The following is a 20,705-nucleotide window of genomic DNA, read 5'->3' on the forward strand; positions in this document are numbered from 1 at the left end:
CTTAGCATCTTAATCTAACAAAAATTCATCGATACATGCACGTTGCAATTGCAGGAAATATAGGTGCCGGGAAAACGACCTTAACAGAATTACTAGCAAAGCATTACAATTGGGATGCTCATTTTGAGAATGCCGAAGACAACCCATATTTAGATGATTTTTATGGTGAAATGGAACGTTGGTCTTTCAATCTACAAGTATATTTTTTAAATACTCGATTTGATCAAATTCTTAAAATTCAAAAAAGCGGTAGAGATATTGTTCAAGACCGTACCATTTATGAAGATGCAAAAATCTTTGCTCCAAACTTACATGCAATGGGACTCTTAACCAATAGGGATTATAACAACTACGCGTCTCTTTTTGACCTAATGGAAAACCTGGTTACACCTCCTGATCTTTTGATTTATTTGCGTGCTGATATTAAAACGCTCGTTGGTCAAATACACAAACGAGGAAGAGCTTACGAAAACAGTATTAGCATTGAATACTTAAGTCGTTTGAACGAACGCTATGAGGCTTGGGCATCGCAATACGACAAAGGAAAATTATTAATTATTGATGTAGACAACATCGACTTCGTAGAAAACCCTGAAGATTTAGGAACGATTATCGACAAAATAGATGCACAAATAAACGGTTTATTTTAACCACAACAGAATAAAAAAAGGGTTCTCAATAATGAGAACCCTTTTTTTATCTATCAACTGTTTTACTAGCAGTCACTATTTGATTCAGGAGAATTTTCTTCCAAAAAATACACCTCTAACGAATCTACAAAAGAAACCTCTTTTTTAACTGCATCTTCTGTAATTTCATCCTCAGCATCGATTTCTTCCGTCGGAATTACCAATTCTATTTGAGTCTGAGATGCTTCTTTTTGCTGATTGTATTCTACAATCGCACTTTCATTTGCAATACTCGGTGCAATTACCAAAGCAACAACAGACATCAGTTTTAATAAAATGTTTAATGATGGACCTGAAGTATCTTTGAAAGGATCTCCAACCGTATCTCCAACAACTGCCGCTTTATGTGCTTCTGTTCCTTTTCTACCTTGTTCTTCTATGGTCTTTTTTGCATTATCCCATGCACCTCCAGCATTCGATTGAAAAATCGCCATTAAAACACCACATGTTGTAACACCTGCTAGTAATCCACCTAGCATTTCTGGACTCCCTAAGAACCCAACTAAAACAGGAACGATAATCGCTAACAAACCAGGTACTACCATCTCTTTTAAGGATGCTTGTGTCGATATAGCAACACATTTATCATATTCTGCTACACCATCCGCGGCATCGAAAATTGCTCTATCTTCTTTGGTCGCTTTTGAAATATCAGAATCATACTTACGCATAACTTCTAAAGCTGCCTTTAAAGCAGGAATATCTCTAAACTGTCTTCTTACTTCTTCAATCATTGCCATCGCAGCTCGTCCCACAGCATTCATCGACAGTGCCGAGAAAACGAATGGTAACATACCACCAACCAACAAACCAGCCATGATATCTGGCTTAGAAACATCTATACTGGTTACTCTAGCTGTCTCCATAAAGGCGGCAAATAATGCCAAAGCCGTCAAGGCAGCAGAGGCAATTGCAAATCCTTTACCAATCGCTGCAGTAGTATTTCCAACAGCGTCTAACTTATCCGTTCTTTCTCGAACTTCACTTGGCAACTCAGCCATCTCAGCAATACCACCAGCATTGTCAGAAATAGGTCCATACGCATCAACAGCCAATTGTATTCCTGTGTTTGCCAACATTCCAACAGCTGCAATAGCAATACCATACAAACCAGCAAAATGATGCGAAACTAAAATAGCAGCAGCGATTAATAAAATCGGTATTGCAGTAGACATCATCCCCACACCTAATCCAGCAATGATATTTGTAGCAGAACCTGTTTCTGATTGAGCTATAATTGAATTCACAGGTTTTGTACCTGTACCTGTATAATATTCTGTAACTTTTCCTACAAGTAAACCTGCAACAAGTCCAGCTATCGTAGCAAAGAAAACACCGTTAGAAGTATACTGAGTTCCTTTAAACACCCATGCTTCCGGTAACATTTGGTTGATAATAAAATACGATGCAACTACCATCAATCCAGCAGAACCAAACTCTCCTATATTTAAAGCAGCATGCGGAGAACCACCATCTTTTACCTTTACAAAGAACGTTCCAATAATCGACATTATAATACCAACAGCAGCCAATACTAAGGGCAAATAAACTGCCCCCAATCCATTAAATGCTTTCGAAAATTCCGGAAGGGTTGCATAAATAGCTCCCAACACCATGGTACCAATTATGGATCCAACATAAGACTCGAATAAATCGGCTCCCATCCCAGCTACATCTCCAACATTATCACCAACATTATCGGCAATCGTTGCCGGATTCAACGGATGATCTTCAGGAATACCCGCTTCTACTTTTCCTACTAAATCAGCTCCAACATCTGCTGCTTTGGTATAAATACCTCCACCAACACGAGCAAATAATGCAATCGAAGATGCTCCCAATGAAAATCCAGAAAGCACATTCAATACTTCTGTAATTCCCCAACCTTGAGCGCTAAACAACATAAACAAACCACTTAACCCTAAAACTCCAAGTCCAACTACACCTAGCCCCATAACAGCACCACCAGCAAAAGCAACTTCAAGTGCTTTTCCTAAAGAGCTTCTTGCTGCTTGAGTTGTTCGAACATTTGCTTTAGTAGCAACTTTCATTCCAATAAACCCAGCCAAAGCAGAACAAATAGCTCCAACAATAAATGATACCGCTACCATCCCGTTTGAGTTAGATTCTGAACTACCCTTAAAAAATAACAGTACAGCTACCGCTATTACAAAAACGGACAATATTTTATACTCTGCCTTCAAAAAGGACATGGCTCCATCAGCAATGTTTGTTGCAATTTTTGCCATTTTTTCACTACCAACATCTTGTTTCGAAACCCACGAGTTTTTTAAGAACACGAAGGCCAATGCTAATACCCCAAATAAGGGTAAGTAATTCACGATTAATTCCATCATTTAATTGTTTTTAGTTTAAATTTATTTTTTTTGGTTTAGTAATTTTCTAAAATAGGGAAATATAATAGACAAAAAAAACACCGTGTCTAAATTATTAAACACGGTGTTTTTATTATATGAGAAAAATCAGTTAGATCGTAAATTTTCCTTCTTTTTTTGCTTCGCTCGTTTTATAACGCTCCACACACTCATGGAAAATTTTCACAGCTGCAGATGCATCACCCCATCCTCCTGTATCAACTTTTTTCTTTTCTAAATCTTTATATACTTGAAAGAAATGCTCAATTTCTTTTAATCGATGTGGATTTAAATCGGCAATATCCTCTTTATTGCTCCAAATAGGATCAGAAACAGGCACACAAATAATTTTTTCATCTGGCCCTTTTTCATCTGTCATGTAGAAAACACCGATTGGTCGAACTTCCATTACAACCATCGGGTATGTCGGTTGGTGTCCTAAAACCAATACGTCTAATGGATCACTATCCAAAGCCAATGTTTCAGGAACAAATCCATAATCGCCCGGATACATCATCGATGAAAACAACATTCTATCGAAACGAATTTTATTCAATTCGAAATCATATTCATATTTATTTCTACTTCCTTTTGGAATTTCAATTAAAACATCAAAAGTGATTGATTCTGTACTCATAGTTTGATTTTTATATATTTTTGCTTACTAATTTTGCCGTAAAAATAGTTAAAATAATACATGTAGCTTGCTAAAAAAGTATTATTTACGTTAACGTTTTCTTACTTTTTTAAATGTAAAAAACACAGTAAAAAAAAAGATCAAGTAACAGGTTTTAGAAATAAAAAAACCCTTTCTAAACAGAAAGGGTTTTTACATATTATGTAATGTGTTTCTTACTTAACGTACAACACTTCTTTTACCTCTTTGATTACATCAGTATAATTTGGCAACCAAGCTTCCAATAAAACAGGAGAATATGGCGCTGGTGTATCTTCTGTATTGATACGTTTGACTGGAGCATCTAAGAAATCAAATGCTTTTTCTTGAACTTGATATGTAATCTCAGTAGAAATATTACCATAAGGCCAAGCCTCTTCTAAAATTACCAATCTATTTGTCTTTTTAACTGATTCGATTATTGCATCTATATCCAATGGACGAATTGTTCTTAAATCAATGATCTCAACGGAAATCCCTTCTTTCTCTAATTCTTCTGCTGCTTTGAATGCTTCCTTGATAATTTTACCAAAAGACACAACCGTTACATCAGTACCCTTTCTTTTAACATCTGCTACACCTAATGGAATAATATATTCTCCTTCTGGCACTTCACCTTTATCACCATACATTTGCTCAGACTCCATAAAGATAACTGGGTCGTTATCGCGAATAGAAGCTTTTAATAAACCTTTCGCATCATATGGATTTGAAGGAACAACAACTTTCAATCCTGGTGTATTTGCAAACCAGTTTTCAAAAGCTTGTGAATGTGTAGCACCTAACTGACCAGCAGATGCAGTAGGCCCTCTAAAAACAATCGGACAAGAAAACTGTCCTCCAGACATTTGACGAATTTTTGCCGCGTTATTGATAATTTGATCAATACCTACCAAAGCAAAGTTAAACGTCATGTACTCAACAATTGGTCTGTTTCCAGTCATTGTAGAACCAACAGCAATACCACCAAAACCTAACTCGGCAATTGGAGCATCAATTACTCTTTTTTCTCCAAACTCATCTAACATTCCTTTTGAAGCTTTATAAGCTCCATTATATTCGGCAACTTCTTCACCAATTAAGTATACGCTTTCATCTAAACGCATTTCTTCACTCATTGCTTCGCAAATTGCTTCTCTAAATTGTATTGTTTTCATTGTATTATTCTTTATGAGACAGCAAAAATAAGTATTTTCATCTCATAATTGACATTTAGAATTGAAAAAAAAATCAAAAAAATTAAAATATCATTAGTCATTCACTAATAATTTTTCAGTTTTCCCAGGTTTTTTGCAAATCAAACATTAATAAGCTGAAAAAATTGAGAATTCAAAAATATCTTATTGATTTTTTCTCGAGATTCTTGATTCACTAGGTATAATATATTTGACTAGGAATCTACTCCCACAACTTTTTTTACTGAAAAAATCAGTACCTTCGCAGTACTTTTTAAACAAAACTTTACAAGTCTTTATAACTATGAAAATATTAGTATGTATAAGTCATGTTCCCGATACGACTTCTAAAATAAATTTCACTGCTGAAAATGCTGAGTTTGACTCAAACGGAGTGCAATTTGTAATCAATCCATATGATGAATTCTCATTGGCAAGAGCTATGTGGTTCAAAGAAAAACAAGGTGCTTCTGTTACCGTAATCACTGTTGGTGACGCTTCTACAGAACCTTCTTTAAGAAAATCTCTTGCAATTGGTGCCGATGATGCGATTCGCATTGATGCGCAAGCAACCGATGGGATCACTGTTGCAAAACAATTGGCAGAGGTCATCAAATCAAACGCATATGATCTGATCTTAACAGGTCGAGAGTCTATTGACTACAATGGAGCAACAGTGCCTGGAGCTTTGGCTACCTTATTAGATTACAACTTCATCAATGCTTGTGTTGGCCTTGAAATTGAAGGCACCTCTGTTACAGCATCAAAAGAAATTGATGGAGGAACTGAAACTCTAGGCACAGAACTTCCAGCTGTAATCGCTGGACAAAAAGGACTCGTAGAAGAAAAAGATTTACGTATCCCAAACATGCGTGGAATTATGATGGCTCGTAAAAAACCATTACAGGTTCTACCGGGTATCGAAGCTACTTCAAGCACTAAAGATGTTTCGTTTGAGAAACCAGCTGAAAAATCTGCTTGTAAAATTGTAACATCTGTTGATGAACTGATTGATGTTTTGCACAACGAAGCAAAAGTAATCTAGATTTAAAAAAATTGAATAATTTATAATACATTATATATGTCTGTATTAGTTTTTGCCGAATCATCGGAAGGAAAATTTAAAAAAATAGCTTTTGAAGCAGTTTCTTATGGAAAAAAAATTGCTCAGCAACTAAGCACTCAATTAATTGCATTAACTATAAATGCAGAAAACGCAAGTGAGCTTTCAACATACGGAGCAAACAAAATAATCAAAGTAAACAATGAGACGTTAAGCACTTTTAACGCAAAAGTAGTTTCATCGATCATCGCGCAAGCCGCAACACAAGAAAATGCAGAAGTTGTAATTATAGATTCAAGCTCAAACGGTTTGTATGTTGCACCTGCTGTTGCTACTATCTTAGACGCTGGTTATGTTTCAAATGTTATCGAAGCACCGAGCAACACAAGTCCGTTTACCGTTAAAAGAAAAACATTTTCAAATAAAGCATTTAGTCATACTGAGATTTCAAGTGCTGTAAAAGTCATTGGTTTGGCTAAAAATTCTTTTGGTGTGGTTGCATCGGACGAAGCAGCAACAGAAGAAGATTTTTCACCGGAAATTGCCAACTCTGGAGTAAACTCAACTGCAATTAACAAAAACGCAGGAAAAGTTTCTATTGCTGATGCCGATATCGTAGTATCAGGAGGAAGAGGTTTAAAAGGACCTGAGAACTGGAATCTAATTGAAGATTTGGCAGAAGTATTAGGAGGTGCAACAGCTTGTTCTAAACCTGTTTCTGACTTAGGTTGGAGACCACACAACGAACATGTTGGTCAAACAGGAAAACCAGTTGCTTCAAATTTATACATTGCAATAGGTATTTCTGGAGCCATTCAACATCTAGCAGGTGTAAATGCTTCAAAAGTAAAAGTCGTTATCAACATCGATCCTGAAGCGCCATTTTTTAAAGCTGCAGAATACGGAATTGTAGGAGATGCTTTCGAGGTAGTACCTCAATTAATTGAAAAACTTAAAGAATTTAATTCTAAAAACTAAGTTTTTTTTATACCTTGACATTATATAAGACTGTTTATACTAATTGACTCGCGCAAATCTTATAAACAGTCTTTTACATTTTTACATCAACTAACTATTATGAGTTTAGTACAACTAGACATAAAAGGAATCTCGTACAGCCAGACACAAAGCGGAGCATATGCTTTGGTATTGACGGAAATTAAAGGCAGTAGAACCTTGCCTATTATCATTGGAGCCTTTGAAGCCCAGTCAATTGCCATAGCTCTTGAAAAAGAAATCAAACCACCGAGACCATTGACGCATGATTTGTTTAAAACTTTTTCAGAACGCTTTCAAATCAACATACTGCGAGTTATAATTCACAAACTTGTTGATGGAGTTTTCTTTTCTAGCCTGGTCTGCGAAAGAGACGGTATCGAAGAAATAATTGACACTCGCACTTCAGATGCTATCGCCTTGGCAATACGTTTTAGCGCTCCAATCTACACGTACGAAACCATATTAGAAAAAGCAGGAATCTTTTTAAAATTAGAGGCAGACGATATCGTAAGCGACACCAGTGAAATGGAACTTGACGAACTCTTAAGTGATACTGAAGAAGAAACTCAAAACCCTTTAAAGAGCATGTCATTGCAAGAGCTACACAACCAATTACAAATTGCAATTGAACAAGAAGATTACGAAACTGCTGCTCAACTTAGAGACGAGATTAGCAAAAGATAACCTCACTGTTAATTACTTTTTAAAAATAAAATTACCTACGCTTTTTTAAAAACTTGCTTTTTATATTTTTGTAACAAAGCGATCAGATTTATTTCTCGATTAAAAAACAAAACCGCATGAAGCAATATTTAGATTTGGTAAAACACGTAAAAGAAAATGGTGTTTTTAAAGGAGATAGGACGGGTACAGGAACAAAAAGCGTATTTGGTTATCAAATGCGATTTGACTTATCTGAAGGTTTCCCTATGGTTACCACAAAAAAACTACATCTTAAATCTATCATCCATGAATTGCTTTGGTTTTTAAAAGGAGAAACGAACATTGCTTATTTAAAAGAAAACGGGGTTAAAATTTGGGATGCTTGGGCTGACGAAAACGGGGACTTAGGACCTGTTTACGGTCATCAATGGCGTAGTTGGAATAGCGAAGAAATTGATCAAATTGCAGAGCTAATCGAAACACTAAAAACCAACCCAAATAGTAGACGCATGTTGGTTTCTGCATGGAACCCAAGTGTACTTCCAGACACTACCGTTTCGTTTTCAGAAAATGTAGCAAACAACAAAGCAGCCTTGCCCCCATGCCATGCATTCTTTCAATTTTATGTAGCAGACGGAAAGTTATCTTGTCAATTATACCAACGAAGTGCAGATATCTTTTTAGGTGTACCTTTCAACATAGCATCTTATGCTCTATTGACTATGATGATTGCACAAGTTGTAGGTCTCGAAGCAGGCGATTTTATACATACATTTGGTGATGCGCATATCTACACAAACCATTTCGACCAAATAGAAGAGCAACTTTCGAGAGATCCAAGACCGCTACCAAACATGAAAATCAACCCAGAAATAACTTCAATTTTTGATTTTACATTTGACGATTTCACATTGGAGGGTTACAACCCACATCCGGTAATCAAAGGAGCGGTGTCTGTATAATTTTTCTATATTTATGGCAAAAATAATTTTGCCATGAAAAACAACATTCTTCTTTGCTGTCTACTACTTTTCAGCATCACAATATTTTCACAATCAAATGACATATTTGACACAAGTGAAAAAAATGATTTGGCGCTATACCTAAAAAAGACCATCTCAAAAAAACTTCTAAAAAAAGTTAGCTTCCCACAAAAAGCAGACATTATAAGAGCTACTTTTTGCGTTGACAAAAACAACGACATCTACCAATTCAAAACCACTAATTATAATAAAGAATTAGAGACTGCACTTCAAAAAGCTTTTGAGGCATACCCAATCAGCAAGTTAATTACTACTACACCAGATACATCAGTAAAATACGGACTTCTAATCATCCATAAAAAAGGCTCAAAACCAAAATTCAACTGCAGTAATGTTGTTTCCGAAGAAAAAAATGCAAGCATTACTAAATGTAATACTTACAAACAATATCCTGATCAAAGACGTTGCTTTTCTAACGAACTCAGAAATCATTTTTCTTGTACAATAAACAATGAATTACTCCCAAATAAAAACGCTGATTACATCAATATAAAATATAAAATTACCTCATCAGGTAAACTAAAACGAAATTTCAAAGATAAATCTGAGGTATACAATAATGAAATAGACAGAATCTTTAATTTATTCGAGCCTTCAATAACCCCAGGAAGTATTGACAATCAAAATATTTCAACTACAGACAAATTTGTGATCAATTTATTGGACCAATCCGACATTACTTGTTCCATCAATCAAATTGGAGATGCTAGCCAAAATAATAACATTTACAATCCACTTCAGAAACAATTTAATTCTGACTTCAAACAAAACTCAAAACCAAGTTCTGAAAACGAAATATCTTTGTTTTTCAGAAACAACCTTCCTTCAGATGTTTTCACTAAAAATAATTTAAATGATCTTAATGATAAATTACTGATCTATTTCAGCATCGACTCAAAAAACAACATAAACACTATAAAAACTAATGCACGCTCAAAATCTGTAAACGAAAACGTAGTCGAAGTTTTTAAAAAAATTCCTGTTGAAAAACTAAACCTCCCCGAAGACCATCATCCATTAAATTCATATACCTTACAAGTATTATCGTACGAAAACGAGCAAACTATTGTAAAAACAAGTTCTAACTTGTTGTTTACAAGAATTCCTATTTACAAAAACTGCGAACAAGCGACAAATCTAACTGAAGGTAGAAAATGTTTTTCATCGGGTATTTCGAACCACATCAACAAAAACTTTAACAGTGCTTTGATTAAAAACATAGGATTAAGTCCTGGTAGAAAAAGAATTTACTGCATGTTTACAATATACCCAGAAGGGACAATAAACGATATCAAAATTCAAGCACCTCACCCTGCACTAAAAGCAGAAGCCTATCGGTGCATCAGCAAACTGCCGAAAATGTCTTATGGTGGAGTTCATAACGGAAAAAAAGTAAAAATCAGATTCAGTCTACCTATTACGCTTATTATCCCAGAGCCACAACAAAAACAAATATATGAACCAAAGACTAGCTATATGAATCGAAATAACTTTTGATTACCATCAAGCTAGTTTCGATCTATATTCAAAAATTAATTTTTAAATTCGCACCCAATACAATAATGTGAATATTAATGATTACAATAATTGCTGCGATCGCAGAAAACAACGCCCTCGGAAAAGACAATGATTTGATTTGGCATTTACCTGCAGATTTGATTCGCTTTCGTAAAACCACGACTGGGCATCATATCATCATGGGTAGAAAAACCTATGAATCTATAGGAAAACCATTGCCAAATAGAACAACTGTGATTATCACTCGAAACCCGAATTACAAAGCAACAGGCTGTATTGTAGTAAATTCTTTAGATGCTGCTCTAGAAATTGCAAAAGAAGACGATTCTCCTTTTATTATAGGTGGAGCACAAATTTACAAAGAAGCCATCGATAAAGTTGACCAACTAGACATCACAGAAGTACACTATCAATTCGAAGCGGATGCATTTTTTCCAGAGATCGACACCACAGTTTGGAAAGAGACAAAAAGAGAATATTTTTATAAAGACGAGAAAAACAACTACAACTATAGCTTTGTAAGCTACACTCGAAACTAACTTTTTTTAGGAATAAGAGGCTTTTTTTTGGAAATCACAAGAAAAAAAAAGGAGTAATCTCAACGATTACTCCTTTTTCAACTAAACTTAAACCAATATTTTGAAAAATAACTCTTTGTAACGTTTGTTGAGTACTCGTTGGTAACCACTCCGACTTTCCATCAAACAAACTTGAAATTATATTCAAATTTTATACTGCAAAGATACAATCGAATAAAAGAAAAACACCTCATCATAATTGCCTAATACATGTCTTATTTTAACCTACAACGTTTTCTTAAGTTTTATTTACGATAAAATAACATAGAAGAAACATTGATTTTGAGTATTTTTGATTAAAAATACAAGATGCTTGGTAACAAACCCACATTACGAAAAATAGAACCCGATTTTGGAAGTTCATTTTTAATACATCACTACAAAGAATCTGTTAAAGATCGCTTTCAGTTTTGGCATTTTCATCCAGAATTAGAATTGGTGTACGTTAATAACGGTGGTGGTAAAAGACACATCGGAAACCATATCTCATATTTTAAAAATAGCCAACTTTTATTGATTGGTTCTAATTTACCCCATATGGGGTTTACGGACAGGTTAACTATTAACGGTAGTGAAACGATTGTTCAAATGAAACCCGACTTTCTAGGAAAAGAATTTTTACATCTACCCGAAATGGAGGCAATCCATAAACTTTTTGAACGTGCAAAAATGGGAATGTTATTCAACCCTGCAGTAAAAAAAGAAGTAGGTCCAAAAATCACAAAACTTGTAAATTACCAAGGAATCGAACGCTTATTGAAATTAATTGAAATTTTACAAGAATTAGCAATTACAGAAAACTACACATTGCTGAACGCACAAGATTTTGCAATGGAAGTTTACCAACAAGACAACGATAGAGTAGATCAAATCTTTAAATACATTACAAAAAATTTCAAAAGTCATATTAGTCTTGAAGACATTGCTAATGAAGTAAACATGACTCCCCCATCTTTTTGTAGGTATCTAAAAAAAGTTACAGGTAAAACATTTACGGCATTGGTCAATGAATATCGCATCGTACATGCATCAAAATTATTGGCAGAGAAGCCAACAAGTATCACAGATATCTGCTATGAAAGTGGTTTCAATAATTTTTCTCATTTCAACAAAATTTTCAAAAAGAAAACAGGATGGAGTCCATCTAACTATAGAAACGAGATGAAAAGATTGATCAGTTAACTCAAAATCCCTTGAAAAAACGAAAAAAATCAGCACGCCATTTCAAAAGAAAATTGGAAAAATAAAAAACAAAAAAACACTAAAGAACCAACAATTCTCTAGCTAACTTCAAATAGTTCAGCCCCTTAAATTAAAACTATAAAAAATTGTCTTTTCATAATTGAAATACTATATTTGCACGTTTATAAAATTTAAGAGAATAAAGAATGCAAAACAAAGGGCTTATTAAACTATTCGCAATCCTTTTTGGAATAGTTAGTTTATACCAATTATCATTTACATGGTTAGCTGGTGGTGTTGAAAAGGATGCTAAAGAATATGCAATTGCAAATGCCGACGAAAACGACGGAAGAGCATTGGCTAAATTCGAGAGAAAATATCTTGATTCTGTTGCAAATATTCCTGTTGTAGATAAATTTGGATTTACATTCAGCTACAACGACATCAAAGACAAAGAAATCAATTTAGGTTTAGACTTAAAAGGTGGAATTAATGCAACATTACAAGTTTCTGTAAAAGACATTTTGATAGGATTGTCTAACAATTCTAAAAATGAAACTTTTAACAAAGCCTTACAAGCTGCTTCGGCTGCTCAAAAAAACAGTACAGAATCTTATTTAGATTTGTTTTTTAGAGAATTTGACAACCTAGCTACAGGAAACGATAAATTGAACGCTCCTGATATTTTTGGTAACAAATCTTTAAGAGAAAAAATTAACTTCCAAAAGACAGACGAAGAAACAAAAGATGCAATCCGTGAAGAAATTAGCGGATCAATCAATACAGCTTTTGAAGTATTAAGAAGTAGAATTGATAAATTTGGTGTTACACAACCAAACATCCAAAGAATTGGTAATTCAGGAAGAATTTTGATTGAATTACCTGGTGCAAAAGACATCGAACGTGTAAAAAAACTATTACAATCTACAGCTGAATTACAATTTTGGGAAGTATATACAAACCAAGAAACAGCTCAGTTTTTATACGCTGCAAACGCTAAAGTAACTGAACTTTACAAAGACGACTCAACTTCAAATGAAGAAGCAAAGAACGACGAGGCGAGTGAAATAGATGACTTATTAGGTGAAGTAAAAGACTCTACTGATGTAAAAGAAACAAAAAATTTATTCTCTGTTTTATACCCTAGAATCCCTAGAAGTCAAAACGAATTAAGCTCAATTATTGGTACTGCTGCTGTTATAGACACTGCCACTGTAAACCAATATTTGGCATTGAAAGAGGTAAGAGCATTGTTATCTCCAGAAATGAAGCATGTAAAGTTTTTATGGGATGCTAAGCCTATAAAAGATACTGAAGTTATTAACTTGTATGCTATTAAATCAAATAGAAAAGATGAAGCTCCTATTCAAGGGGATGTTATTATCAATGCTTCACAAGAATACGACCAATTGGGTACCAACCCAGAAGTAAGCATGACTATGAACTCTAGAGGTTCTAAATTATGGGCAAAAATGACTTCTGAAAATGTTGGAAACTTTGTTGCTGTTGTTTTAGATGATTACGTTTATACAGCTCCTCGAGTAAATACAGCTATTACAGGAGGAAGAACTTCGATCTCAGGAAACTTTACAGTTTTAGAGGCTCAAGATTTAGCAAACGTATTAAAAGCAGGTAAATTGCCAGCTGCTGCACACATCATTCAGTCAGAAATCGTAGGACCATCATTAGGTCAAGAAGCTATCGATAGTGGTATCCAATCTTTTGTATTGGCATTATTATTGGTATTGATATGGATGATTTTCTACTATGGTAAAGCAGGTATTTTTGCCAATGTTGCTTTGCTAGTAAACATCTTATTTATCTTTGGAATTTTATCTGCTTTCGGAGCAGTTTTAACTTTGCCTGGAATTGCAGGTATTGTATTAACAATTGGTATGTCGGTTGATGCCAACGTGCTTATTTTTGAACGCATCAAAGAAGAACTTGCAAGAGGAAAAACTTTAAAAGAAGGAATTAGTGATGGATTTAGTAATGCCTTGTCTTCTATTTTAGATGCCAACGTTACTACGTTATTAACTGGACTTATCTTATTTGTATTCGGAACTGGACCTGTTAAAGGATTTGCTTCTACTTTAATGATTGGTATTGCTACATCATTATTCACAGCAATCTTTATTACTCGTTTGTTCATCGATGCTTATTCTGGAAAAGGACAAACATTGACATTCAACACCGGAATCACAAAAAAATGGTTTACTACAATCAATGTAGATTTCTTAAAGAAACGTAAGTTGATGTATGTAATCTCTGGTACAGTAATCGTATTAGGATTAGGTTCTTTGTTTACAAATGGATTAAACTATGGAGTTGACTTTGTTGGAGGACGTTCTTTCGTTGTTCGTTTTGAACAACCTGTAAACTCTGCTGAAGTTGCGAATAGTTTGAAAGATGTTTTTGGAAGTTCTCCGGAAGTAAAAACTTATGGAACAAGCAATCAATTAAAGATCACTACAAAATATAGAATTGACGAAGAAGGACAGCGCGTAGATGAAGAAGTACAAACTTCTTTATTCGAAGGTGTAAAAGCTTATTTACCTGACGGAACTACTTTAGAAGAATTCAACGGTGGGTTTGATGGACAAAAAGTTGGAGTTTTCAACGCCATTAAAGTTGAGCCTACTATCGCAGATGATATTAAAGATGCAGCACAATGGGCTATCTTAGGATCGTTATTAGTTGTATTCTTATACATCTTATTACGATTCAAAAAATGGCAATACAGTTTAGGTGCTGTAGCGGCAGTATTCCACGATGTTTTGATTGTATTATCTATTTTCTCTATTGCATACAAAGTAATGCCTTTTGATATGGAAATTGGTCAATCATTTATTGCAGCCATCTTAACTGTTGTAGGTTATTCTCTGAATGATACCGTAGTAATATTTGATAGAATTAGAGAGTACTCGAAATTACACGATAGCTGGAAATACAGTGAAGTTGTAAACAAAGCTTTGAGCAGTACATTAGGAAGAACAATCAACACTTCTTTAACAACGTTAATCGTATTGTTGGCTATTTTCATCTTTGGTGGAGATTCAATCAGAGGATTTATGTTTGCATTGATCATCGGTGTATTAGTTGGTACATACTCATCATTATTTGTGGCATCACCAATAATGTTTGACACCTCTAACAAAGAAGGAAAAAAAAATAAATAAACTACCATAATTATATATGGTAAACCGTCTTCAAATTTTCTTGAAGACGGTTTTGTGTTTTTTTTTAACAAAAGATAAAAGCATTGAAATCTATAAAAATACATGACCATACTTTTGATATCTATATAGATAAAGAAATGGTACAAAAAAGGGTTCAAACACTTGCAAAAGAGTTAAAAGCTACATTGCAAAACGAAACCCCAATATTTGTAAGTATTTTGAACGGAGCATTTATTTTTGCTGCCGATTTTATGCGAGCTTATGAAGGTGAATGCGAAATATCGTTTATCAAATTGGCTTCTTATGAAAAAACACAATCTTTGGGAAAAGTAAAACAATTATTGGGCATCAATGAAGATTTAACTGGTAGAACAGTTGTCGTTTTAGAAGACATCATTGATACCGGCACAACGCTTCAAGAAATCTACAAGATATTAGGAGAGGCAAATGTAAAGGACTTGAAAATTGTGAGTCTATTTTTCAAACCTGAAGTATTCAAAAAAGAACTCCATATCGATTATGTTGGGTTCGAGATTCCTGACAATTTCATCGTCGGGTATGGATTAGATTATGACGGACTAGGAAGAAATCTTCCTGAAATTTATAAATTATCAAAATAATAAACATGAAAAACATCGTATTATTCGGCCCTCCAGGTGCAGGTAAAGGAACACAAGCAGACGTATTAAAAGACAAATACAATTTAGTTCACATTTCTACAGGAGATGTTTTCCGTTTTAACATTAAAAACGAAACTGAATTAGGAGTTTTAGCAAAATCTTACATCGATAACGGTAACTTGGTTCCAGACGAGGTAACAATCAATATGTTAAAAGCTGAAGTAGAAAAAAATGCAGATGCGAATGGATTTATTTTTGATGGATTCCCAAGAACAGAATCTCAAGCTGCTGAATTGGATTCTTTCTTAGCTGAAAAAAACGAAACTATTAACGGAATGATTGCTTTAGAAGTTGAAGAAGATGTTTTAGTGGGTCGTCTGTTAGAACGTGGAAAGGTATCAGGTAGAGCTGATGACCAAGACGAATCAAAAATTAGAAATCGTTTCAATGAATACAACACAAAAACAGCAATTGTAAAAGATTACTACGACCAACAAAACAAATATTACGGAATTAACGGTGTAGGTTCTATCGAAGACATCACTGTATTAATTTCTAATGTGATAGACAGTTTATAAAACTGTACTAACTACAAACACGCCTCTCAAACATGACTGACGGAAATTTTATTGATTATATTAAAATCTATGCATCATCGGGTGATGGTGGTGGTGGGTCAACCCATCTTCATAGAGAAAAATTTATCACCAAAGGGGGACCAGATGGTGGTGACGGAGGTCGTGGGGGACACGTAATTTTGAGAGGGAACAAAGGTATGTGGACCTTACACCACTTACGCTTCTTAAAGCACACCAGAGCCGAAAAAGGTGGTCATGGTAGTAAAAGTAGAAGTACTGGTGCAGATGGAGAAGACAAATACCTTGAAGTTCCTCTAGGAACAATTGTAAGAGATGTTGAAACACAAGAAATACTTTTTGAAATCACTGAACATGAACAAGAAGTAATTCTTTGTGAAGGTGGAAAAGGTGGTTTAGGAAACTGGCATTTTAGATCTGCTACAAATCAAACACCTCGTTATGCACAACCTGGATTACCTGGTGTTGAGGGTTGGTTTCAAATTGAATTGAAATTATTAGCTGATGTTGGTTTGGTGGGTTTCCCTAACGCAGGAAAATCAACGTTATTAGCGACAATTACAGCGGCTAAGCCTAAAATTGCTGATTACGCATTTACGACTTTGAAACCTAATCTAGGAATTGTTGACTACCGTAACCACCAAAGTTTTGTGATGGCAGATATTCCTGGGATTATTGAAGGAGCCTCTGAAGGAAAGGGATTAGGACATCGATTTTTACGTCATATTGAACGTAATTCAGCACTACTCTTTTTAATTCCAGCAGATTCTGACGATATAAAAAGTGAATATCAAATTCTATTGAATGAATTGAAAAAACACAATCCCGAATTATTAGATAAAGATAGATTGCTTGCCATTTCTAAATCAGATATGCTAGATGATGAGCTCAAAGAAGAAATAAAACAAGAATTGCCAGAAGGCATCGAAACAATCTTCTTTTCATCGCTTGGCCACATAGGTATCATGGAATTAAAAGATAAAGTTTGGCAATTATTAAATCAATAAAAAATAGAGATGTGAAAACATCTCTATTTTAATTTTATAACTATTGGTAATTCATAAACCGTAGCCACAGGAATACCTCTTTTTATCGCTGGAAATAGTTTTGGAATTTTCTCAATACTGCCTCTTACTAAGACTTCTAAGTTCGGAATATGTTCCTTTATGACTTCAGAAGAGATAATACTCAACAGTTTCGTGGTACCATTTTTATCAATTATCAATTTTACCACAACCGTTTCATCAACACAATCAGGTACTCCAAAGGTATGTGCCAATAAATTATCCGAAAAAATCACATAGAGGTTATTGACAAAACAACGATTTTTCTTATCTGAATCAATCAACTCCTTACAAGCCGGGAAAACCGGATACTCATCTACATGCGAATAATCAATAACAGTATCTACCGACTTTTCTTGAAAAGAAATCCCTGTGGCCTTTTCGATAAAGTCACAAGAAATAAAACTCCACACTACGATTGTAAAAAGAATACTTCTCAAATACATTTGTTAGATTTGATAAGTGAAAATACGATTTTTATTCGATTTTTAAAGAGAGATCAAAACAGATTATCCACAGCTTATCAACTCCATTATTTATAGTATCTTGGCGCTATTATTGCATAAACTATTTACTATGGACATGCTACTTACGATTTTAGGATTATTTTGCATCACCCTTGGTATACTCGGTGCACTGTTACCAATTTTACCTGGCCCACCCATAAGCTGGATAGGTTTATTATTATTGTATGGAACAAGAGCGGTACCAAACGACAACAAATTCATCTGGATCACACTTGGTATAGCCATCCTAGTGACCCTACTCGACTACATCATACCTGTTGTGGGAACAAAAAAATTTGGAGGAACTAAAAAAGGCATTTGGGGTTCCACTATTGGATTAGTTATTGGACTATTCTTCCCTCCCATTGGTATTATTGTAGGTCCATTTATCGGGGCTTTTATTGGTGAACTAATCGAAGACAGTGCAGATATTCAGAAAGCCTTTAAAGCTGCAGTTGGTTCTTTTATAGGTTTTGTCTTTTCTACAGGATTAAAATTAGTCTTAGGAGGCTTTTATTTCTATTATTTTATGCAAACCTTTTGGACTTATAAATCTGATATATTTAGTTTTAGCTAAGTCTAAAGCAAAAAAAAAGCAACCCTAAATGAGGGAAGCTTTCCACTGGTTTCAACAAAAACCGCGATACTTTATATGTAAAGTATCAAAAACAACACACAGCAAAGATAATGATTTTGTTGTTCTGCCCAAGTAATTTTACTTTTCAATGTAGAATTCTTTTCTAGAGGTCGTTAATTGATGAGAATCTTTAGAATTAAATATTTAAAATTTACTTTGCATTAAGTATCTTTGCAAGCTATTAAATTCATCTTATAAACACACAGTACCATGCAATTATCAGAACAAGAAATTGTAAGAAGAGAAAAGCTTGATAAATTAAGAGCTTTAGGAATTAACCCTTATCCTGCTGACCTATTTCCAGTAGATAGTTATTCTAAATCAATTAAGGAAAACTATGCTGAAGGTAAAAAAGTAGTAATTGCTGGTCGTTTGATGCGAAAGAAAATTCAAGGAAAAGCTTCTTTTGCTGAAATTCAAGATGCTGAAGGTAGAATTCAAGTCTATTTTAATAGAGATGAAATCTGCCAAGGTGAAGACAATACATTGTATAATGATGTCTTTAAAAAATTATTAGATTTAGGTGACTTTGTAGGTATTGAAGGAGAATTATTTAAAACACAAGTAGGTGAAATTTCTGTAAAAGTTATTGCTTTTAAATTATTAAGTAAAGCATTAAAACCTCTACCATTACCAAAAACAGATAGTGAAGGAAACACCTATGATGAATTCAATGACCCTGAATTGCGTTACCGTCAACGTTATGCTGATTTGGTGGTAAACCCTCAAGTTAAAGAAGTTTTCGTAAAAAGAACAAAACTTTTCAACGCGATGCGTTCTTTCTTCAATAATGCTGGTTATTTTGAAGTTGAAACACCAGTACTACAACCAATTGCCGGTGGTGCATCGGCAAGACCTTTTATCACGCACCACAACTCATTAGACATTCCATTATATATGAGAATTGCCAATGAATTGTACTTAAAGAGACTGATCGTTGGTGGTTTTGATGGAGTATACGAGTTTTCTAAAAACTTCAGAAATGAGGGAATGGACAGAACTCACAATCCAGAGTTTACCGCGATGGAAATATATGTAGCCTATAAAGACTACAACTGGATGATGGAATTCACAGAAAACTTACTTGAGCATTGTGCAATGGAAGTGAATGGAACTACTGATGTTGTTTTCGGAGAACACCAAGTAAGTTTTAAAGCTCCTTTTGCAAGGGTTACCATGGCCGATTCTATCAAACATTTTACTGGTTTCGATATTACAGGAAAAAATGAAGATGAATTAAGAGCTGCTGCCATAGAAATGGGTATCGAAGTTGATAACTCAATGGGTAAAGGAAAGTTAATCGACGAAATGTTTGGTGAAAAATGTGAAGGAAACTACATACAACCTACGTTTATTACAGATTACCCAAAAGAAATGTCTCCTCTGTGTAAAGAACATCGAGACAACCCTGAATTAACTGAACGCTTTGAGTTAATGATTTGTGGTAAAGAAGTAGCAAATGCATATTCTGAATTAAATGATCCTATTGACCAAAGAGAACGTTTTGAAGCACAGTTAAAACTTGCTGAGCGTGGTGATGACGAAGCATCCAATTTTATCGATGAAGATTTTTTACGAGCTCTGGAATACGGAATGCCTCCAACATCAGGATTAGGAATAGGGATGGATCGTTTGATTATGTACTTAACTAACAATCAATCAATACAGGAAGTATTATTCTTTCCTCAAATGAGACCTGAGAAAAAAGCCCCAGCTATTGAATTAAATGATGAAGAAAAAGCAGTTTATGCGCTTATTGAAAAAGCTGATAAAATTGCTTTGACAGATTTAAAAACACAATCTGGCCTATCTAATAAAAAATGGGACAAAACGATCAAAGGCTTGACAAAAAATAATTTAGCTTTAGTGAACAAAACTGATGAAGGATTGTTCGTTGAACTAGTATAAATAAAACATAACTATTTATAAGGCTGCTAATTAGCAGCCTTTTTTGTTTTAAAGCGCAGGTAAACCAACACCAATCAAAAACCCAAAACCTTAAGACACCACACTCCTTAAAAAACCAAAATTTCTAAAAAAACGACAGTTTATTTAAAAAAATAAACCATTCATAAACGAACAAACGTTAATATTTTTTTAAAAAAAATAAAAACAGGTAATCATTTTCCATTTTCTGTGTAT

The 20,705-nt window shown here is 34.4% G+C and carries 16 protein-coding genes and 1 pseudogene; 13 read left to right on the plus strand and 4 right to left on the minus strand.

The window, feature by feature from the left end; translation table 11 throughout:
• The first annotated feature begins 35 nt into the window (after positions 1–35).
• Positions 36–650: a deoxynucleoside kinase gene (locus tag F6P99_RS00950; protein ID WP_152285570.1), complete on the plus strand. Its 615-nt coding sequence runs from the start codon at positions 36–38 to the stop codon at positions 648–650.
• A 65-nt stretch (positions 651–715) separates the two neighbouring features.
• Here the strand turns inward: F6P99_RS00950 and F6P99_RS00955 are convergent, their stop codons facing one another.
• From F6P99_RS00955 to F6P99_RS00965, 3 genes are all read right to left on the minus strand, one after another.
• A complete protein-coding gene (locus tag F6P99_RS00955) occupies positions 716–3,043 on the minus strand; it encodes a sodium-translocating pyrophosphatase (RefSeq protein ID WP_152286286.1) in 2,328 nt (775 codons plus the stop codon).
• A gap of 133 nt (positions 3,044–3,176) precedes the next feature.
• On the minus strand, positions 3,177–3,701 hold the full coding sequence (locus tag F6P99_RS00960; RefSeq protein ID WP_152285571.1) for an inorganic diphosphatase: 525 nt from the start codon (positions 3,699–3,701) through the stop codon (positions 3,177–3,179).
• A gap of 215 nt (positions 3,702–3,916) precedes the next feature.
• Positions 3,917–4,897, minus strand: coding sequence for a pyruvate dehydrogenase complex E1 component subunit beta (locus F6P99_RS00965; RefSeq protein WP_152285572.1), 981 nt, complete (start codon positions 4,895–4,897; stop codon positions 3,917–3,919).
• A 322-nt stretch (positions 4,898–5,219) separates the two neighbouring features.
• Here F6P99_RS00965 and F6P99_RS00970 point away from each other — a divergent pair, with 322 nt between their 5' ends.
• From F6P99_RS00970 to obgE, 10 genes and pseudogenes are all read left to right on the plus strand, one after another.
• Positions 5,220–5,960, plus strand: a complete 741-nt coding sequence (locus F6P99_RS00970) for an electron transfer flavoprotein subunit beta/FixA family protein (RefSeq protein WP_152285573.1) — start codon at positions 5,220–5,222, stop codon at positions 5,958–5,960.
• A gap of 36 nt (positions 5,961–5,996) precedes the next feature.
• Positions 5,997–6,956 (plus strand): electron transfer flavoprotein subunit alpha/FixB family protein, encoded by a 960-nt coding sequence (locus F6P99_RS00975; RefSeq protein WP_152285574.1) that lies wholly within the window; start codon positions 5,997–5,999, stop codon positions 6,954–6,956.
• 99 nt (positions 6,957–7,055) lie between these two features.
• Positions 7,056–7,661, plus strand: a complete 606-nt coding sequence (locus F6P99_RS00980; RefSeq protein ID WP_152285575.1) for a bifunctional nuclease family protein — start codon at positions 7,056–7,058, stop codon at positions 7,659–7,661.
• 116 nt (positions 7,662–7,777) lie between these two features.
• Positions 7,778–8,602: a thymidylate synthase gene (locus F6P99_RS00985; protein ID WP_152285576.1), complete on the plus strand. Its 825-nt coding sequence runs from the start codon at positions 7,778–7,780 to the stop codon at positions 8,600–8,602.
• 33 nt (positions 8,603–8,635) lie between these two features.
• On the plus strand, positions 8,636–10,180 hold the full coding sequence (locus F6P99_RS00990) for a hypothetical protein (protein WP_152285577.1): 1,545 nt from the start codon (positions 8,636–8,638) through the stop codon (positions 10,178–10,180).
• 77 nt (positions 10,181–10,257) lie between these two features.
• Positions 10,258–10,740 (plus strand): dihydrofolate reductase, encoded by a 483-nt coding sequence (locus tag F6P99_RS00995; protein WP_152285578.1) that lies wholly within the window; start codon positions 10,258–10,260, stop codon positions 10,738–10,740.
• Positions 10,741–11,088: 348 nt separating this feature from the next.
• The gene (locus F6P99_RS01000) at positions 11,089–11,961 is read left to right on the plus strand and encodes an AraC family transcriptional regulator (RefSeq protein ID WP_152285579.1); all 873 of its coding nucleotides are present in this window, start codon (positions 11,089–11,091) and stop codon (positions 11,959–11,961) included.
• 206 nt (positions 11,962–12,167) lie between these two features.
• Positions 12,168–15,140 carry a protein translocase subunit SecDF gene (secDF, locus tag F6P99_RS01005; RefSeq protein ID WP_152285580.1) on the plus strand — a complete coding sequence of 991 codons (2,973 nt, stop codon included), beginning with the start codon at positions 12,168–12,170 and terminating at the stop codon, positions 15,138–15,140.
• A gap of 83 nt (positions 15,141–15,223) precedes the next feature.
• Positions 15,224–16,338 (plus strand): annotated as a pseudogene (locus F6P99_RS13450) (adenylate kinase).
• 32 nt (positions 16,339–16,370) lie between these two features.
• Positions 16,371–17,363, plus strand: coding sequence for a GTPase ObgE (gene obgE, locus F6P99_RS01020; protein WP_152285582.1), 993 nt, complete (start codon positions 16,371–16,373; stop codon positions 17,361–17,363).
• A gap of 23 nt (positions 17,364–17,386) precedes the next feature.
• Here the strand turns inward: obgE and F6P99_RS01025 are convergent, their stop codons facing one another.
• Entirely contained in the window at positions 17,387–17,866 is a 480-nt protein-coding gene (locus F6P99_RS01025; RefSeq protein WP_152285583.1) for an energy transducer TonB, read from the minus strand.
• 130 nt (positions 17,867–17,996) lie between these two features.
• Here F6P99_RS01025 and F6P99_RS01030 point away from each other — a divergent pair, with 130 nt between their 5' ends.
• Positions 17,997–18,503: a DUF456 domain-containing protein gene (locus tag F6P99_RS01030; RefSeq protein WP_152285584.1), complete on the plus strand. Its 507-nt coding sequence runs from the start codon at positions 17,997–17,999 to the stop codon at positions 18,501–18,503.
• Between the two features lie 270 nt (positions 18,504–18,773).
• Positions 18,774–20,471, plus strand: coding sequence for a lysine--tRNA ligase (gene lysS / locus F6P99_RS01035; protein WP_152285585.1), 1,698 nt, complete (start codon positions 18,774–18,776; stop codon positions 20,469–20,471).
• The last annotated feature ends 234 nt before the right edge of the window (positions 20,472–20,705 follow it).

The sequence above is a fragment of the Flavicella marina genome, assembly GCF_009193215.1.
Classification (GTDB): Bacteria; Bacteroidota; Bacteroidia; order Flavobacteriales; family Flavobacteriaceae; genus Flavicella; species Flavicella marina.

Excerpts from the sequence above, each read along its gene's own strand:
- F6P99_RS01030 (WP_152285584.1), top strand. The coding sequence starts at position 17,997 with ATGGACATGCTACTTACGATTTTAGGATTATTTTGCATCACCCTTGGT.
- F6P99_RS00970 (WP_152285573.1), top strand. The coding sequence starts at position 5,220 with ATGAAAATATTAGTATGTATAAGTCATGTTCCCGATACGACTTCTAAA.
- F6P99_RS01025 (WP_152285583.1), bottom strand. The coding sequence starts at position 17,866 with ATGTATTTGAGAAGTATTCTTTTTACAATCGTAGTGTGGAGTTTTATT.
- obgE (WP_152285582.1), top strand. The coding sequence starts at position 16,371 with ATGACTGACGGAAATTTTATTGATTATATTAAAATCTATGCATCATCG.
- F6P99_RS00965 (WP_152285572.1), bottom strand. The coding sequence starts at position 4,897 with ATGAAAACAATACAATTTAGAGAAGCAATTTGCGAAGCAATGAGTGAA.
- F6P99_RS00990 (WP_152285577.1), top strand. The coding sequence starts at position 8,636 with ATGAAAAACAACATTCTTCTTTGCTGTCTACTACTTTTCAGCATCACA.
- F6P99_RS00985 (WP_152285576.1), top strand. The coding sequence starts at position 7,778 with ATGAAGCAATATTTAGATTTGGTAAAACACGTAAAAGAAAATGGTGTT.
- F6P99_RS00955 (WP_152286286.1), bottom strand. The coding sequence starts at position 3,043 with ATGGAATTAATCGTGAATTACTTACCCTTATTTGGGGTATTAGCATTG.
- F6P99_RS00960 (WP_152285571.1), bottom strand. The coding sequence starts at position 3,701 with ATGAGTACAGAATCAATCACTTTTGATGTTTTAATTGAAATTCCAAAA.
- lysS (WP_152285585.1), top strand. The coding sequence starts at position 18,774 with ATGCAATTATCAGAACAAGAAATTGTAAGAAGAGAAAAGCTTGATAAA.
- F6P99_RS00980 (WP_152285575.1), top strand. The coding sequence starts at position 7,056 with ATGAGTTTAGTACAACTAGACATAAAAGGAATCTCGTACAGCCAGACA.
- F6P99_RS00950 (WP_152285570.1), top strand. The coding sequence starts at position 36 with ATGCACGTTGCAATTGCAGGAAATATAGGTGCCGGGAAAACGACCTTA.
- F6P99_RS00975 (WP_152285574.1), top strand. The coding sequence starts at position 5,997 with ATGTCTGTATTAGTTTTTGCCGAATCATCGGAAGGAAAATTTAAAAAA.
- secDF (WP_152285580.1), top strand. The coding sequence starts at position 12,168 with ATGCAAAACAAAGGGCTTATTAAACTATTCGCAATCCTTTTTGGAATA.
- F6P99_RS00995 (WP_152285578.1), top strand. The coding sequence starts at position 10,258 with ATGATTACAATAATTGCTGCGATCGCAGAAAACAACGCCCTCGGAAAA.
- F6P99_RS01000 (WP_152285579.1), top strand. The coding sequence starts at position 11,089 with ATGCTTGGTAACAAACCCACATTACGAAAAATAGAACCCGATTTTGGA.